The 16,052-nt window shown below is 42.6% G+C and carries 10 protein-coding genes, 2 tRNA genes and 3 rRNA genes; 14 read left to right on the forward strand and 1 reads right to left on the reverse strand.

The genetic code is table 11. The annotated features are described in order from the left end of the window. Positions 1-2: 2 nt before the first annotated feature. From HMPREF9124_RS03645 to HMPREF9124_RS03660, 4 genes are all read left to right on the forward strand, one after another. Entirely contained in the window at positions 3-1,016 is a 1,014-nt protein-coding gene (locus HMPREF9124_RS03645; protein ID WP_009429886.1) for a phosphatidylserine decarboxylase, read from the forward strand. After that, positions 1,003-1,968, forward strand: coding sequence for a prenyltransferase (locus HMPREF9124_RS03650; RefSeq protein ID WP_009429576.1), 966 nt, complete (start codon positions 1,003-1,005; stop codon positions 1,966-1,968). The genes HMPREF9124_RS03645 and HMPREF9124_RS03650 overlap by 14 nt, the downstream gene beginning before the upstream one ends. Before the next feature lie 185 nt (positions 1,969-2,153). Beyond that, entirely contained in the window at positions 2,154-2,465 is a 312-nt protein-coding gene (locus HMPREF9124_RS03655) for a hypothetical protein (protein ID WP_009428889.1), read from the forward strand. A 129-nt stretch (positions 2,466-2,594) separates the two neighbouring features. Continuing rightward, the gene (locus tag HMPREF9124_RS03660; RefSeq protein WP_009428469.1) at positions 2,595-3,221 is read left to right on the forward strand and encodes a lactate utilization protein; all 627 of its coding nucleotides are present in this window, start codon (positions 2,595-2,597) and stop codon (positions 3,219-3,221) included. Positions 3,222-3,288: 67 nt separating this feature from the next. On the opposite strand, the gene msrA is transcribed toward HMPREF9124_RS03660, so the two are convergent. Then, positions 3,289-4,230 carry a peptide-methionine (S)-S-oxide reductase MsrA gene (gene msrA, locus HMPREF9124_RS03665; protein WP_009427797.1) on the reverse strand — a complete coding sequence of 314 codons (942 nt, stop codon included), beginning with the start codon at positions 4,228-4,230 and terminating at the stop codon, positions 3,289-3,291. Between the two features lie 307 nt (positions 4,231-4,537). Between msrA and HMPREF9124_RS03670 the strand changes: the two genes are divergently transcribed. The 10 genes from HMPREF9124_RS03670 (at position 4,538) to htpG (ending at position 15,854) form a co-directional block, all read left to right on the forward strand. Beyond that, the gene (locus HMPREF9124_RS03670) at positions 4,538-4,747 is read left to right on the forward strand and encodes a hypothetical protein (protein WP_009429409.1); all 210 of its coding nucleotides are present in this window, start codon (positions 4,538-4,540) and stop codon (positions 4,745-4,747) included. 438 nt (positions 4,748-5,185) lie between these two features. After that, positions 5,186-6,708 (forward strand): 16S ribosomal RNA (locus HMPREF9124_RS03675). A 74-nt stretch (positions 6,709-6,782) separates the two neighbouring features. After that, positions 6,783-6,900, forward strand: a 5S ribosomal RNA gene (gene rrf / locus HMPREF9124_RS03680). 270 nt (positions 6,901-7,170) lie between these two features. After that, positions 7,171-10,051 (forward strand): 23S ribosomal RNA (locus HMPREF9124_RS03685). The 16S, 23S and 5S rRNA genes sit together here with 2 tRNA genes alongside, the layout of an rRNA operon. A 61-nt stretch (positions 10,052-10,112) precedes the next feature. Next, positions 10,113-10,185, forward strand: a tRNA-Thr gene (locus HMPREF9124_RS03690). A gap of 78 nt (positions 10,186-10,263) precedes the next feature. Further along, positions 10,264-10,337: transfer RNA gene (locus HMPREF9124_RS03695), tRNA-Ile, on the forward strand. Positions 10,338-10,467: 130 nt separating this feature from the next. Beyond that, entirely contained in the window at positions 10,468-11,424 is a 957-nt protein-coding gene (locus tag HMPREF9124_RS03700; protein WP_009428721.1) for an AEC family transporter, read from the forward strand. Positions 11,425-11,799: 375 nt separating this feature from the next. Beyond that, the gene (locus HMPREF9124_RS03710) at positions 11,800-12,636 is read left to right on the forward strand and encodes a KilA-N domain-containing protein (RefSeq protein ID WP_009428848.1); all 837 of its coding nucleotides are present in this window, start codon (positions 11,800-11,802) and stop codon (positions 12,634-12,636) included. A 77-nt stretch (positions 12,637-12,713) separates the two neighbouring features. Beyond that, positions 12,714-13,577 carry a transglutaminase-like domain-containing protein gene (locus tag HMPREF9124_RS03715; RefSeq protein ID WP_009428120.1) on the forward strand — a complete coding sequence of 288 codons (864 nt, stop codon included), beginning with the start codon at positions 12,714-12,716 and terminating at the stop codon, positions 13,575-13,577. 186 nt (positions 13,578-13,763) lie between these two features. Next, positions 13,764-15,854, forward strand: a complete 2,091-nt coding sequence (htpG, locus tag HMPREF9124_RS03720; protein WP_009427864.1) for a molecular chaperone HtpG — start codon at positions 13,764-13,766, stop codon at positions 15,852-15,854. The last annotated feature ends 198 nt before the right edge of the window (positions 15,855-16,052 follow it).

The raw sequence follows: 16,052 nt of genomic DNA on the forward strand, positions 1-16,052 counted from the left end.
TTATGGGAAAAGAGCAAAAACAAAATGAGCAAAACGCCCCTTCCATTATCGAGCGAAAAACAGGAAGAGTGATTCAAGAAGAGGAGTATGGGCAGAGGGCCATTTATTTTTTGTACCATCATTTTCTTGGGAGAGTTCTTCTCAAAATGATTTTTGCCCGCCCCTATTTTTCTTTTCTTCGAGGCTTGTATTACAACAGCTTTCTTTCTAAAAAAGAGATTGCTCCCTTTGTAGAAAAATACGGACTTTCCAAAGAGCTTTTAAAGAAGAATTATCAGAGCTTTGGGGCTTTCTTTTCCAGAAAAGAAGCCGTGAATTTACGGGAGGCCGGGAAAGAGAATACAAAGGAAAATGGAGAGGCATGGAAGGAAAAGTTACGGGAGAAAGGACAGGCGAGAAAGCAAGCTTTCTATGCAACCGCTTCCGGAAAGCTTCTGGCCTATAAAATAGACCAAGAAGGAAAAATCATTTTCCCCGGCAACGAAAATAAAGGGAAATTCAATCCGCTTCCTTTGGAAATCAAGGGGAATTACTATTCCATAGAAAAAATTCTGAAGGCTCCATGTCCGGAATTTTTGAAAGGCGGAACGCTATTGGTTTTTCGTCTGAGCTTGCCGGATTATCATCGCTACATTTTCCCGGCAAGGGGAAGACTTTTGAGAACAAAGAAAATCAAGGGCAGGCTGGACAGTGTGCGAAAAGAGGCGGCTCACTTTAAGGCATTTTCCGAAAACAAAAGAGAAATCAGTCTTTTGGATCTTAGCGGTATGGGGAAAATTCTCCATGTGGAAGTGGGGGCAATGCTCGTTGGGCATATTCATAACCATAGGGCAAATCAGCTTCCTTTTCGCTTTGCCGCAGGAGAGGAAAAAGGCTATTTTTCTCTGGGAGGCTCGACTATTGTGGAAATGCTCAGTGAGAAAATTGTGATTGATGAGGACCTTTTTGAGAATACGAACAAAGGCTTGGAAACAAAGCTTGAAATCGGGGAAAGGATAGGCTATGGAAAGGCTTAAGCGCTTAAATATTTATTTTAAGGAAATGTATCCCATTGTACCGAGGCTGGGACTTGGGGTAATGATTTTCCTGGAAATCTACTTTATTGTGCTCTTAAACCATGGAGTGGGAAAGGAGACGCTTCTTTCGTTTCAGCCGGTGGAGGGGCAATCGGCACTTTACAGTTTTTTTGTGCAGCATGATATTTTGGGCATGCTGATTTGCAGCTTTACGGTTTTTAGCTTCTTGCTTTGGCTAAGAATTGCGGATGACTTTAAGGACTACGAGCTGGACAAACGGCTTTTTGCCTTTCGACCTCTTCCCTCAGGCAGAGTCACAAAGACGGATTTACGAATTTTTGCGACCATTCTCATTTCCTTTACTCTGCTGATTAACTTTCTTTTTATGAAGAATTTTATCTTCTGCTTTATTCTTTACACCTATGGAAGCTTAATGGCGGTGTGGTTTTTCCAAAAGCATAAGATTGCAAAGTCCCTTCCTCTGGCTTTGGTTACCCATAATCCGGTGCAGATTCTTCTAAACCTCTATGTGATTTCCTATACCATTATGAAATACAAATTGCCGGTTTTCGATATTACCAATTTCATGGCCGTGCTTACCCTGTATTTTCCGGCCCTTATTTGGGAGATTTCGAGAAAGATTCGGGCACCGGAGGAGGAAACGGAGTATGTGACCTATTCCAAGCTTTTCGGCTATAAAAAATGTATTCGCTTTGTCTTTATTTTGACCTGGGTAGACATTTGCACGAACTTCATCCTGGTATGGAGACTGAGCAGACTGTCCGTTTTGCTACTTTTCTTAAACACTTTATGGTGCTCCTACTGCTTCTATGACTATGCAAAAAGTCCGGGGCGTTACCGCATTGTGTCCAAGGTGGAAAGATACACCTATATTCAGGAAAGTCTGATGATTTTAACGATAGTGGGATTTTTGATTTTCGGAAGAATTTAAAGCTATTTTTCCATTTTTGTTTTATGCTATCTTCTTTGCCATAAAGTATCGCAAACATGAAGCGGTTTTTTAGAAAAGGAATCTCTTTCTTCAGAAAAGGGATTTCTTTTTTTTAAAAGCTTTTCTTTAAATTATGGGTATAATAGTCAGAAATGAGAAAAACTATGGAGTAAAAAGGAGATATTATGGAATTACAGGATTTTACGGAAAAGGAACAGGAGCAAATTAAGCAGGGCTTATCGGAGGCGGTCATCAGCGATAAGGAGGCGGGAAAGAAAATCTTAGATTTGGTGCCGGAGGAATGGATTAAAAGGATTCCCTTTTTCGTAAGAGGCCATGCCACTACCAAGACCATTGAAAGGATTGCCAAAGAATATCCGGAACTCTATGCAGTAGCAAAACAGGCTGGTGCGCTTCCGGAGAAGGAAAGAGAAGAGCTTCGAAAGATTATCACGGATATCTTTGAAGAGAAGATGAAGAAGCATAAGATAAAGTAATGGTGGTATAATGAGTTGCTTAAGGTGTATACCTAAGTTTAGCTACACTTTTCCGGCTGGTCAGAGTTAGAAGAGTGTGCGTAGAATATCTTATCATGCAGAGACATAAAGTTGAGAAAGAGGAGAGCTATGGACATTCATTTGGAGAAAAGAAATGCAGTATTGGCAGAGCATGTCATAAAAGGGCTGCAGTCCCGTAATATGAGCGGTTATTATGCAAAGGATAAAGAGGAAGCGTTAAAGACGGCCTTGGAGCTTATTCCGAAGGGCAGCAGCATTTCCATGGGGGGCTGCATGAGCGCGCAGGAAATCGGGCTTGTTTCCGCCCTCAAGGAAAGTGACTATCATTTTATTGACAGAAGTAAGATGGAGCCGAGAGAAGCACTTCTCGCAGCATATGATGCGGATATTTTTCTTGCCAGCGCGAATGCGATGACGGATGACGGAATTCTTGTCAATATAGACGGGAACGCAAACCGGGTTTCCTGCATTGCACAGGGTCCGAAGAAGCTTATTTTTATTGTGAGCATGAACAAGATCTGTTCAGACTTGGATAGCGCTATGAAACGTGCCAGAAATATAGCTGCGCCGGCAAACGCCCAGAGATTTGATATCAAAACCCCCTGTAAGCTGACAGGAAGATGTTCCGATTGCAAATCTCCGGATACGATTTGTTGCCAGTTCTTAATCACACGGTATTCTCGTCATACGGATCGTATTCATGTGATTCTTGTGAATGAAAGTCTCGGATTATAAAGCGTGGAAGGAATAGAGGCGAAAGAAATACCAAGCATTCTCTGAAAGGAACGCTAAGAGGATCTCTTTAAATATATTTTTTCAATTCTCCGTAGCCTTCCTTTTCCATATCTTCATAAGGAATAAAGCGAACGGAAGAGGAGTTGATACAATAGCGCAGTCCGGTGAGCTCCTTCGGACCGTCCGTAAAGACATGTCCAAGGTGGTAATCGCCCCCCTGTGAGCGAACTTCCACTCTGTGGCGGCCAAGGCTGTCGTCATCCAGGTAGCGAATCACTTCTTGAGCAATAGGCTTCGAGAAGCTCGGCCATCCGCAACCGGACTGGAATTTATCTTTGGAGGAAAATAGGGGCTCTCCCGTGGCTCTGTCCACATAGAGCCCTTTTTCCGTTGTGTCCCAATATGCATTTTCGAAGGGGCGGTCGGTAGCGGAGTTTACCAGCACCTCATACTCTTCCTTTGTAAGCTTTTTTTGTAATTCTTCCTCCGGTAAAGCCTGATATTTCTCCTCGTCAAGAAGAGGCTCATCCGCAAGAGCCAATGGAATATGACAGTAGCCGTCCGGATTTTTGTTTAGGTAACTTTGATGGTACTCTTCTGCGGAGTCAAAGCGCTTTAGCGGAAGAACTTCTACGACAATGGCCCCCTGATATTTTTCCTGCTCTTTTTTCAGGACCGCTTCAATCGTCGCTTTATCCTTTTCTTCAATATAATAAATGCCGGTTCGATACTGGGTTCCTCTATCGTTTCCCTGCTTATTGAGGTTTGTCGGGTCAATAATCCGAAGATAGTAGCGCAGGAGATTCTTTAAAGGCAAGCACTCTTCATCATAAGTAATCTCAACAGTTTCCGCGTGCCCGGTATTATTTTGACAGACCTCTTTATAAGTAGGATGCTCTGTATTTCCGTTTGCATAGCCGCATTTTGTGGAAAGTACACCGGGAATTCTTTGAAAATAGGCTTCCACACCCCAGAAGCAGCCTCCGGCAAGATAAATTATTTTAGACATGAGAACTCCTTTCCTATAGGAAATAGAATCATTTTCCAATCATAGCGGAATATTGATTAATTTTTTCCGCTACTGCATTATTATAAACGGAACAGGAAGACTGTCTATAGAGGAAATGAGGGAGATTGGAGTGAAGGAAAAAATAGGAGGGCCGGAAGTCAAGGAAATAGAGCCGAAAATAGGAGGGTGAAACCCAAGGGAATCCGCTTGACAGGGCTTGTCCGGAATGCTATCTTGCAAGGGTTGTAATAAGATGATAGCAGAATAAAGCGTGCTATAGCAATTCGGGATTTATGGGAGGAAAAACATGGGCGAACAGTTTGGAAATTTTTTTAGACAGTATCCATGGCAAATTATGTGTGTGGTATCTTTTTTGTGTGTAGCAGGACAGATTGGCTGGATTTATATTGCAAAACAGCGCGGTTGGTATTTTCGATTCAACCCGATTCGCATCATCGTATTTATACTCCTGTTCTTTTTCTCTATCTATGCAATGATTACGGGACAGAGGTTTTAAGAGAGGGCATTATACTTTTGTATTAAAATCCGGAAAATGCGTTAATCAATATTTTGTTGAAGAAATAGGTTCAGATTATAGTATAGAAAAAATATGGAATTCTTATCTGAAACGGAAGATATAAAAAAATTCATACAAAAACGAAAAAAATTGCTTGACAGAGATTTTTCCTAATGCTAGAATACACAAGCTGTCGCTCCAAACGAGAGATGGCAAGTACCTTGAAAATCAAAGATCGAATAATACACAGACCCTGAAGATTCTTGAAAAATGTTCTTCTTAAGAAGAACAAAAAGCCGGAGTTCCGGCAGAGAAAATTCAGAAAGTCTTGGAGAAATTCAAGACAGCGAAAAACCTAATTACAGTAATTAAGGAAAACAAGCTAAGCGCGTTTTGACTTGGACTGAACTTTAACTGTCAGTGATGACAGTTCACATTTATTATGAGAGTTCGATCCTGGCTCAGGATGAACGCTGGCGGCGTGCCTAACACATGCAAGTCGAACGAGATGCGTATCGGAAAGCTTCGGCCGGAAGATACGTTATCTAGTGGCGGACGGGTGAGTAACACGTGGGTAACCTGCCTTATGGAGGGGGATAACAGAGAGAAATCACTGCTAATACCGCATAAGCACACATTGCCGCATGGCAGAGTGTGAAAAGATTTATCGCCATAAGATGGACCCGCGTCTGATTAGCCAGTTGGCAGGGTAAAAGCCTACCAAAGCAACGATCAGTAGCCGATCTGAGAGGATGACCGGCCACATTGGGACTGAGACACGGCCCAAACTCCTACGGGAGGCAGCAGTGGGGAATATTGCACAATGGGGGAAACCCTGATGCAGCGACGCCGCGTGAGTGAAGAAGTATTTCGGTATGTAAAGCTCTATCAGCAGGGAAGATAATGACAGTACCTGACTAAGAAGCCCCGGCTAACTACGTGCCAGCAGCCGCGGTAATACGTAGGGGGCAAGCGTTATCCGGATTTACTGGGTGTAAAGGGAGCGTAGACGGAATGGCAAGTCTGAAGTGAAAACCCTGGGCTCAACCTGGGGACTGCTTTGGAAACTGTTGTTCTAGAGTGTTGGAGAGGTAAGTGGAATTCTTGGTGTAGCGGTGAAATGCGTAGATATCAGGAAGAACACCGGAGGCGAAGGCGGCTTACTGGACAATAACTGACGTTGAGGCTCGAAAGCGTGGGGATCAAACAGGATTAGATACCCTGGTAGTCCACGCTGTAAACGATGAATACTAGGTGTCGGGGAGCAAAGCATCTCGGTGCCGTCGCTAACGCAATAAGTATTCCACCTGGGGAGTACGTTCGCAAGAATGAAACTCAAAGGAATTGACGGGGACCCGCACAAGCGGTGGAGCATGTGGTTTAATTCGAAGCAACGCGAAGAACCTTACCAAGTCTTGAGATCCCATTGACAGAGTGTGTAATGCATTTTCCCTTCGGGGCAATGGTGACAGGTGGTGCATGGTTGTCGTCAGCTCGTGTCGTGAGATGTTGGGTTAAGTCCCGCAACGAGCGCAACCCCTATAGTTAGTAGCCAGCAGTAAGATGGGCACTCTAACTAGACTGCCAGGGATAACCTGGAGGAAGGCGGGGATGACGTCAAATCATCATGCCCCTTATGACTTGGGCTACACACGTGCTACAATGGCGTAAACAAAGGGAAGCAAGAGGGTGACCTTAAGCAAATCTCAAAAATAACGTCTCAGTTCGGACTGTAGTCTGCAACCCGACTACACGAAGCTGGAATCGCTAGTAATCGCAGATCAGCATGCTGCGGTGAATACGTTCCCGGGTCTTGTACACACCGCCCGTCACACCATGGGAGTTGGTAATGCCCGAAGTCAATGTTCCAAGAGAGGAAGCTGCCGAAGGCAGGACTGATGACTGGGGTGAAGTCGTAACAAGGTAGCCGTATCGGAAGGTGCGGCTGGATCACCTCCTTTCTAAGGATAAAGTAGGGGTTTGTGTGTTATTCGATCGTTGGTTGAAAGGTAAAAATTAAATATGTTAAATTTTGTCCGGTGTTGATGCGTTTAGGGGAAACACCCGTTCCCATCCCGAACACGACGGTTAAGACTTAAACGGCCGAAAATACTTTGCTGGTAACGGCACGGAAAGATAGGTGGATGCCGGACATTTTTTTAAAAGCAAAAAAGAATGAAATACAATGCTGCGAGGAGCACAGGAGGTTCATGACTTCCCATTGTACTGCTTACGAAAGTAAGCATCGTACCTTGAAAACTACATATCAGAAAGAAATAATTATTCTAGTAAATAGAGTAAGACATCCGAGGGTACAAGGTAAAACTTGTACAAACAATCGAGAGTAAGAAGAGAAATCTTCTTCACAATCAGAAAAGAGATACACGCTAGTATCTCGACACTTGAGCGATCAAGTGGAGAATTGGTTAAGCAATAAGAGCATAGGGTGAATGCCTAGGCACTGAGAGCCGAAGAAAGACGTGATAAGCTGCGAAAAGCTGCGGGGATTGGCAAATACGAGTTGATCCGCAGATCTCTGAATGGGGAAACCCACTAGAGAAGACCTCTAGTACCGTACAGCCAATACATAACTGTACGGAGGGAACCCGCTGAACTGAAACATCTAAGTAGGCGGAGGAAGAGAAAACAACCGTGATTCCGAAAGTAGTGGCGAGCGAAATCGGAAGAGCCCAAACCGAGGTGCGTGCACTTCGGGGTCCGGACTGCATAAAGATCTGTAAGTGAGTGGAAGCCGATGGAAATAGGCGCCATAGAGGGTGAAAAGCCCCTTACACGAAGCGTAAAGGATTAAGCAGTATCCAGAGTACTGTCAGACACGTGGAACCTGGCAGGAAGACGGGGGGACCACCCCCCAAGGCTAAATACTACTCAGTGACCGATAGCGATTAGTACTGTGAAGGAAAGGTGAAAAGGACCCCGGGAGGGGAGTGAAAGAGAACCTGAAACCCTGTGTTTACAAACTGTGGAACAGCGCAAGCTGAACCGCGTACTTTTTGTAGAACGGTCCGGCGAGTTATAGTTACTGGCAAGGTTAAGGACTTTAGGTCCGGAGCCGAAGCGAGAGCAAGTCTAAATAGGGCGTTAAGTCAGTAGATATAGACCCGAAACCGGGTGACCTATCCATGTCCAGGATGAAGCTAAAGTAAAATTTGGTGGAGGTCCGAACGCACATCCGTTGAAAAGGGTGGCGATGAGGTGTGGATAGCGGAGAAATTCCAATCGAACCCGGAGATAGCTGGTTCTCCTCGAAATAGCTTTAGGGCTAGCCTCGCTGTAAGTCTTTCGCAGGTAGAGCACTGAATTCTTGAGGGGGCGTCAAAGTCTACCAAGAGATATCAAACTCCGAATGGCGGTAAGATATAAGCGGGAGTCAGACTGCGGGATATAAATTCCGTAGTCAAAAGGGAAACAGCCCAGATCTACAGCTAAGGTCCCAAAGTACATGTTAAGTGGTAAAGGATGTGGGATTTCATAGACAACTAGGATGTTGGCTTAGAAGCAGCCACACATTCAAAGAGTGCGTAATAGCTCACTAGTCGAGAGGTCCTGCGCCGAAAATTAACGGGGCTAAAACATGACACCGAAGCTTAGGGATGGCGAATGCCATCGGTAGAGGAGCATTGAAAACGAGATGAAGCGGTACCGGAAGGAGCCGTGGATTGTTTTGAAGAGAGAATGCCGGAATGAGTAGCGAGATGGAGGTGAGAATCCTCCAGGCCGAATATCTAAGGTTTCCAGGGTAAAGCTGATCTGCCCTGGGTAAGTCGGGGCCTAAGGCGAGGCGGAGACGCGTAGTCGATGGACAACTGGTGTAGATTCCAGTACCTTACTAAATCAGAAATGTGGGGACACATGGAGAAAGAGAGAGCCGGGAATGAGAAGACCGGTGCAAGGGAGGTAGGAGTGTAGTAGGAAAAGCCGCTGCATAATCTGAAGACCTGATGCGGATCGAAATAAAGTAGAGAAGCTCTTCGACTCTGTGGCGAGAAAAGCCGCTATAGTGTTTAGTAAGCCCGTACCGCAAACCGACACAGGTAGATGAGGAGAGAATCCTAAGGCCGGCGGGAGAAGCATTGTTAAGGAACTCGGCAAAATGACCCCGTAACTTCGGGAGAAGGGGTGCCCAGGCAACTGGGCCGCAGAGAAAAGGCTCAAGCAACTGTTTAGCAAAAACACAGGTCTATGCGAAACCGTAAGGTAAAGTATATGGGCTGACGCCTGCCCGGTGCTGGAAGGTTAAGAGGAGAGGTTAGAGCAATCGAAGCTTTGAATTGAAGCCCCAGTAAACGGCGGCCGTAACTATAACGGTCCTAAGGTAGCGAAATTCCTTGTCGGGTAAGTTCCGACCCGCACGAAAGGCGTAATGATTTGAGCGCTGTCTCAACAATGCACCCGGTGAAATTGAAGTGCCAGTGAAGATGCTGGTTACCCGCGCCAGGACGGAAAGACCCCATGGAGCTTTACTCCAGCTTGATACTGGGATTCGGTAATGTATGCACAGGATAGGTGGGAGACTGAGAAGATAGTACTTCGGTATTATCAGAGTCGCTGTTGGGATACCACCCTTATGTTATTGGATTTCTAACCTTAGGCCGTAAGCCGGTCAAGGGACAATGTCAGGTGGGGAGTTTGACTGGGGCGGTCGCCTCCGAAAGTGTATCGGAGGCGCTCAAAGGTTCCCTCAGGATGGTTGGAAACCATCCAAAGAGTGTAAAGGCATAAGGGAGCCTGACTGCGAGGCTGACGGGCCAAGCAGAGTAGAAATACGGACTTAGTGATCCGGTGGTATGAAAGTGGGATTGCCATCGCTCAACGGATAAAAGCTACCCTGGGGATAACAGGCTGATCTCCCCCAAGAGTTCACATCGACGGGGAGGTTTGGCACCTCGATGTCGGCTCATCGCATCCTGGGGCTGAAGTCGGTCCCAAGGGTTGGGCTGTTCGCCCATTTAAAGCGGTACGCGAGCTGGGTTCAGAACGTCGTGAGACAGTTCGGTCCCTATCCGGCGCGGGCGTAGGATATTTGAGAGGATCTGTCCTTAGTACGAGAGGACCGGGATGGACTGACCTCTGCTGAACCTGTTGGGAATCAATCCCATCGCAGGGTAGGCAAGTTGGGAATGGATAAACGCTGAAGGCATCTAAGCGTGAAGCCAACCTCAAGATGAGATATCCCATCGTAAGAGTAAGACCCCTTGAAGAGAACGAGGTAGATAGGGCTGAGGTGTAAGTGCTGCAAAGCATTCAGCTGACAGCTACTAATAGGTCGAGGGCTTATCCAATGCGTCTGATTGATATGTTTTACTGCTGGAATGATTTCAGATATGTGGTTTTGTAAAGGTGTGCCGATATAGCTCAGTTGGTAGAGCAACTGATTTGTAATCAGTAGGTCTTCGGTTCGAGTCCGAATATCGGCTTAAGCCTAAGCGTCGCTTAGGCTTTTTTGTTCTTATAATACTTGCTAAATGATGTAGATTTCATTTATAATACTCTGCGGAACCGTAGCTCAGTTGGTTAGAGCACTCGGCTCATAACCGATCGGTCCAGGGTTCGAGTCCCTGCGGTTCCATGATGAAGACAGTGCGTTGCATTGTCTTTTTTTGTGAAGAATTTTTATTTGATAAAAAACCTTCTTAAAGACCTATATGCGATTTCTATGATAAAATAATGAAAAATGCGTACAGAAAGAAGGCAAATCTATGTCTACCCTTATATTTCCTTTACTGGCAAAAATTGCATCTCTCTTACTCATGGTATTTGCCGGAGTGATGTTGGTGAAAAGCGGATTGTTAAAAAAAGAAGATAGTTTGCCTCTTTCCAAAATTACCGTTTATCTTCTTTCCCCCTGTGTTATTGTGAGTTCCTTTTCGATAGAGCTTAGTGAAACTGCCGCTAGAAATCTTCTATTGTGTTTCTTCTATGCAATCTTAGCGAACTTTCTCTTTCTTTTCATGGGAAGAATGCTGAGAAGGCCATTGAATTTGAGTCCTGTTGAGGAAATGTCCGTAGAGTACACGAATTGCGGTTATTTTGTGCTGCCCCTTGTTGCAAGTGTATTCGGCGATGAATATCTACTTTATGTTTCTGCTTATATTACTGTGTTTAATCTTTTGATTTGGACACATGGTCTGCAATTATTTCAGGGGAAAAAATCCGGCGAAAAGCAATATGTCAAGCTTTTTTTGAAAATTCTTCTCAATCCGAACATTTTGGCGATTTTTTTTGGTGCTTTTCTCTTTTTTACAAAGATTTCTCTACCGCATCCTCTTGCTCTTGCCATTTCCGACTTAGGGAAGATGGTTGGCTCTATCAGTATGCTCATTACGGGGATTGCCCTTGGTGGAATGCAGGTGAAGAAGATATTTCTTTATAAGCGAATCTATCTTATTTCTTTTTTGCGCTTATTCGCCCTACCCCTTTGCTATCTTTTATTGATTAAGGCTTTTAGTGTAGTGGATGGATTCTTGGATAATCCGACTTTATTTTTAGTTACTTACTTAAGTGCAATAGCACCGTCAGCGGCAAGTGTTGCGCAGTTTGCCATTCTTTTTGGAAAAGATGAGGAGTATGCAAGCTGCATCAATATTTTCACAACGCTTCTTACGGTAGTGTCTATTCCGATTATGGTCTTTTTCAGCGACAAAATATTGACATGAGATTTATATCAATCTTTAATATTGCAGAACGAAAGGCAGGAGATACAGATTTAGTAAATATCTTTAATGCCATAGAGGGTAGTGCAATAGGAACAATGGCAGAGGATACTATTAAGGGTCTATTTAAAGATATAGATACCGGTTTCCAAACTTTTAGCCAGACTTGTAATGGATGGAAAAACAAGCATTAACAAAGTGTATGATCCAACTTGTGGGTCTCGTGTCATAATATTGACACAGGCAAATAGTCAAGTAAATACAAGGGGCTTAGAGCTTCTATTAAATTCTAAATCAAAAAAATGAATTGTGCTGTTTAGGAGAGTTTTAGGAAAATAAGTGTTGTAAACAGTACATCAGCATAAAGGAGGAACTCACATGTCTAAGGTAAAAAAAGACACGATCGAAGCAAAAGGTATTGCTATTCAAGTGTACACAGAAGATTTTAAGAATGACTATATCAGTCTTACAGATATTGCACGATATAAAAATAGTGAAGAGCCGAATGTGGTTGTTGCAAATTGGATGAGAAACTATAACACGATAGAATATTTAGGAATATGGGAGCAGTTAAATAATCTTGAGTTTAACCCCCTCGAATTCGAGGGGTTTTTGAAAGAAGCAGGTAGTAACGCATTTACCTTATCTCCTCAGAAATGGGTTAATATGACAAATGCAAAAGGAATATATGTGAAGCTTGGAAGAGGTGGCGGTACATTTGCGCACAAGGATATTGCATTTAAATTTGCTTCGTGGATTTCAGCAGAGTTTGAGCTATATATCATCAAAGATTATCAAAGATTAAAAGATGATGAGAATTCAAGATTATCATTAGGTTGGAACTTAAATAGAGAAATCTCCAAGATTAACTATAAAATTCATACAGATGCAATCAAAGAATATCTCTTAAAGGATCTTACCAACGAACAGTTGTCTTACAAGTATGCAAGTGAAGCAGATATGCTCAATGTTGCCTTATTTAACAAGCGAGCAAAACAGTGGCGTGAAGAAAATCATGACTTAAAGGGAAATATGAGAGATTATGCAAGTCTGAATGAATTATTGGTACTAGCAAATATGGAAAGCTATAATGCAATCCTTATTGGTAAAGGCATGGATCAAAAAGAAAGAATGATAGAACTTAGAAAACTTGCAAGAACACAATTGATGTCACTTGAAAAACTTGGTGACAGTAGTATTAAAAAATTGGAATGAGAAAAATAATTGCATTAATTAATAAAGCCCACTACTAGTAATAAGTTTTAAAAAAAATATTTCTATAAAGGAGATTTATGGAGCAATATATTCATCCAAACAATGAAGAGATAACTCAATTTATCGAAGAATTAGAATTAAGAAACTTAAGTTTAAAGGATACGACTTTAAAGATATTTGAATGGATAGACAATAACATAGCGTATAGTCGTTTAAACTCACCTTATTTTCCATTACAACGAAGTGACTTAGATCTTTTAGAATTCAGATCCGGGACATGTGGAGATTATTCAAACTTTTTAGCTTCAGTATTAATTACTTTAGGTTTTAAAGTTAAATATGTATTACTCAAAACTGATTGCTATAAAAATCCTCAAGAACATATTTGTCTTACAGTTCAAGAAAATAGTGTTTGGAAATTAATTGATCCAACAAATCCTTATCGAAAGTTTTGTGGATTTGATTGTCAACACCAAGAATACGAGATAAAAACTCCTGAAGAATTCTTAAAATGGAATAAAGAATTAGAAAGAAAGTATCTAAAACAAGCAGATGAATTTGGAGACCATAGATATGCAGGATTATTATTTGCTCCGTGGATACATCAAGATACTATCTTTGAAAGTGAAGAATTGTTAGAGGTGGTTTTTTATTTACTAATCTTAGAAAAACCTAAAAGTTTCCAAATATATAGTACTTACATCGAGTATACAAAAAATGGTAGTTATACTCCTATAATGTGTAGGATAGAAAGTGGAATCGAAAATTATAGTTTTTCTATTCATACTCCTAAAAATTTATGGGATTCAAATCAATGGTCAGAGGAATACTTAGTAGATGAAGTACCTCAAATTTATAAGGATGAGAAGTACTTTTTATTGAAAGATAATATTCAAAAAAGATTAAAGAAAATCGAAAATATAGCTAATTTAAAATCATAGAATTTTTAACTTAAGAGGTAAATGGTAAACAAGCAGTTAAAAGCTTTACAGGTTTTGGGTAGACATGAATGATACAGAAAAATAGCACGAATGATACAGGAAAATTAGCACTCTATATTGAAGAGTGCTAATTTTTGTGTTATACTTCATATTTGTAAGTAAAAAATTTGAAAAGAGGTATTGTTTATGCAGAAAAATGGATCTTTATCTATTCATAGTGAAAATATTTTCCCGATTATCAAGAAGTGGATGTACAGTGATCAGGACATTTTTGTTCGTGAGCAAATTTCCAATGCAACGGATGCGGTAACGAAGCTGGAGAAGCTTTCTCTAATTGGAGAGTGGACGAAGCCGTCTGACTTTAAGGGGCGAGTTACGGTTACAGTTGAGCCGGAGAAGAAGACAATTCGTTTTAGCGATAATGGAATCGGTATGACTGCGGAGGAGGTAGAAAAGTATATTACGCAGATTGCTTTTTCCGGTGCGACCGAGTTTATCGAGAAGTATAAGGACAAGGCAAACAGCGATCAGATCATCGGTCATTTCGGCCTGGGATTTTATTCCGCCTTCATGGTAGCGGACAAGGTGGAGATTGAGACCTTATCCTATAAAGAGGGCTCTACCCCCGTGCACTGGACATGTGACGGCGGTACCGAGTACAGTATGACGGACGGTGAGAAGAAGGAGCACGGTACGGATATTACGCTTCATTTAAATGAAGACTGTGTGAAGTATGCCAATGAATGGGAGCTTCGCTCCGTGATTGAGAAGTACTGCTCCTTCATGCCGGTAGAGATTTACCTTGATAAATATCCGCGCGACAGTGAAATCATTTCCAAGGAGGAGAAACTGGATTCCGACATCGTACTCGAGGAAATTCCCGAGAAGGTGGAAAAGGATGAAAAGGGAGAAGAAAGAAAGACGGAAGCCAAGCTGAAGATTGAAAAGCGCCCCGTTCTTTTAAATGATACCCATCCGCTTTGGGGAGAGTCTCCCTCTACAGTGGAGAAAGAGCAGTATCTCGACTTCTACAGAAAGACCTTCCATGACTATATGGAGCCGCTTTTCTGGATTCATCTGAACATGGATTATCCGTATAATCTGAAGGGGATTCTTTATTTCCCGAAGATTAACTCGGAGTATGAGTCGATTGAGGGAACAATTAAGCTTTATAACAACCAGGTCTTTATTGCGGATAATATCAAGGAAGTGATTCCCGAGTATTTGCTCCTTTTAAAGGGTGTGATTGACTGTCCGGATCTTCCCCTGAACGTTTCCCGTTCTCAGCTGCAAAATGACGGCTTTGTAAAGAAGATTTCCGACTACATTACGAAGAAGGTAGCGGAGAAACTTTCCGGTATGTGTAAGACGGAAAGAGAGTCCTATGAGAAGTACTGGGATGACATTTCTCCTTTTATTAAGTACGGTGTGCTTCGTGACAGTAAGTTTGCGGAGAAGATGACCGACTATATTCTCTTCAAGGATTTGGAGGAAAAATATTGTACGCTTCCTGAATTAAAGGAGAAGGGCAAGGCTTTAAATGGAGCAGACACAGCGAAATCTTCCGAGGAACTTATTGAGGATGTGAAGGAGGAAAAGGATGCTCCGGTAGCAGATACTGCAGATCAGGTAGAAAATAAGGAAGAAGAAAAGATTCAAAAGGTCTACTATGTTTCCGACGCGGTAGCGCAGAGCCAGTACATTTCCCTCTTTAAAGAGCATAAGAAAGAGGCGGTTTACCTTACAGAGCGAATCGACCAGCCCTTTATCACGGAGCTTGAGGCGAAGAACAGCGGGCTTCGTTTCCAAAGAATTGATGCCGATGTGCAGGAGGCCATGAAGGACGAGCTTTCCTCTGATGAACAGGAGAAGTTGAAAGCAGCGGGAGAAAAGCTGGAAAAGGCTTTCCAAAGCTTACTTTCCAAGGATAAGCTTCATGTGAAAGTGGACAGACTCCTTTCCGAAACGCCGGCGAGTCTCCTTTCTATTTCCGAAGAATCCCGCAGAATGCAGGATATGATGAAGATGTATGCGATGTCCGGCATGCCTATGGGAGCACTTCCGCTTGAAGAAACCTTGGTTTTAAATGAAAGGCATCCGCTCGTGCAGTATCTTCTCAAACATGAGGAAAGCACGGAAACGGATTCCGGAAAGCTTATTGAAGAGCAGCTTTATGATTTGGCGCGCATCCAAAATGCGCCGCTCGAGGGAGAGGCAATGAAGAACTTTATTGCTCGTTCGGAGAAAATTCTTTTGGAGCTTGCAAAAGAAGAATAATAAACTTGGTGAAAATTTTGTCAAAATCTCTAAAAACCGGTGGAAGAATCTTATTTTTCCGCCGGTTTTGTCAATGGCGGAAAAAATGCAACTATGGTATAAATATAAGGATGATTTTTTGGAACTAGGTAAAGAAAAAGCTGAATTTTTCTTTACTGCGGAAAAGCTTAAGGCTTACACTTGAGTCTTGAGAGGATT

The organism is Oribacterium sp. oral taxon 108 str. F0425 (genome assembly GCF_000214455.1).
Lineage (GTDB): Bacteria > Bacillota > Clostridia > Lachnospirales > Lachnospiraceae > Oribacterium > Oribacterium asaccharolyticum.

Excerpts from the sequence above, each read along its gene's own strand:
- HMPREF9124_RS03645 (WP_009429886.1), top strand. The coding sequence starts at position 3 with ATGGGAAAAGAGCAAAAACAAAATGAGCAAAACGCCCCTTCCATTATC.
- HMPREF9124_RS03650 (WP_009429576.1), top strand. The coding sequence starts at position 1,003 with ATGGAAAGGCTTAAGCGCTTAAATATTTATTTTAAGGAAATGTATCCC.
- HMPREF9124_RS03655 (WP_009428889.1), top strand. The coding sequence starts at position 2,154 with ATGGAATTACAGGATTTTACGGAAAAGGAACAGGAGCAAATTAAGCAG.
- HMPREF9124_RS03660 (WP_009428469.1), top strand. The coding sequence starts at position 2,595 with ATGGACATTCATTTGGAGAAAAGAAATGCAGTATTGGCAGAGCATGTC.
- msrA (WP_009427797.1), bottom strand. The coding sequence starts at position 4,230 with ATGTCTAAAATAATTTATCTTGCCGGAGGCTGCTTCTGGGGTGTGGAA.
- HMPREF9124_RS03670 (WP_009429409.1), top strand. The coding sequence starts at position 4,538 with ATGGGCGAACAGTTTGGAAATTTTTTTAGACAGTATCCATGGCAAATT.
- HMPREF9124_RS03700 (WP_009428721.1), top strand. The coding sequence starts at position 10,468 with ATGTCTACCCTTATATTTCCTTTACTGGCAAAAATTGCATCTCTCTTA.
- HMPREF9124_RS03710 (WP_009428848.1), top strand. The coding sequence starts at position 11,800 with ATGTCTAAGGTAAAAAAAGACACGATCGAAGCAAAAGGTATTGCTATT.
- HMPREF9124_RS03715 (WP_009428120.1), top strand. The coding sequence starts at position 12,714 with ATGGAGCAATATATTCATCCAAACAATGAAGAGATAACTCAATTTATC.
- htpG (WP_009427864.1), top strand. The coding sequence starts at position 13,764 with ATGCAGAAAAATGGATCTTTATCTATTCATAGTGAAAATATTTTCCCG.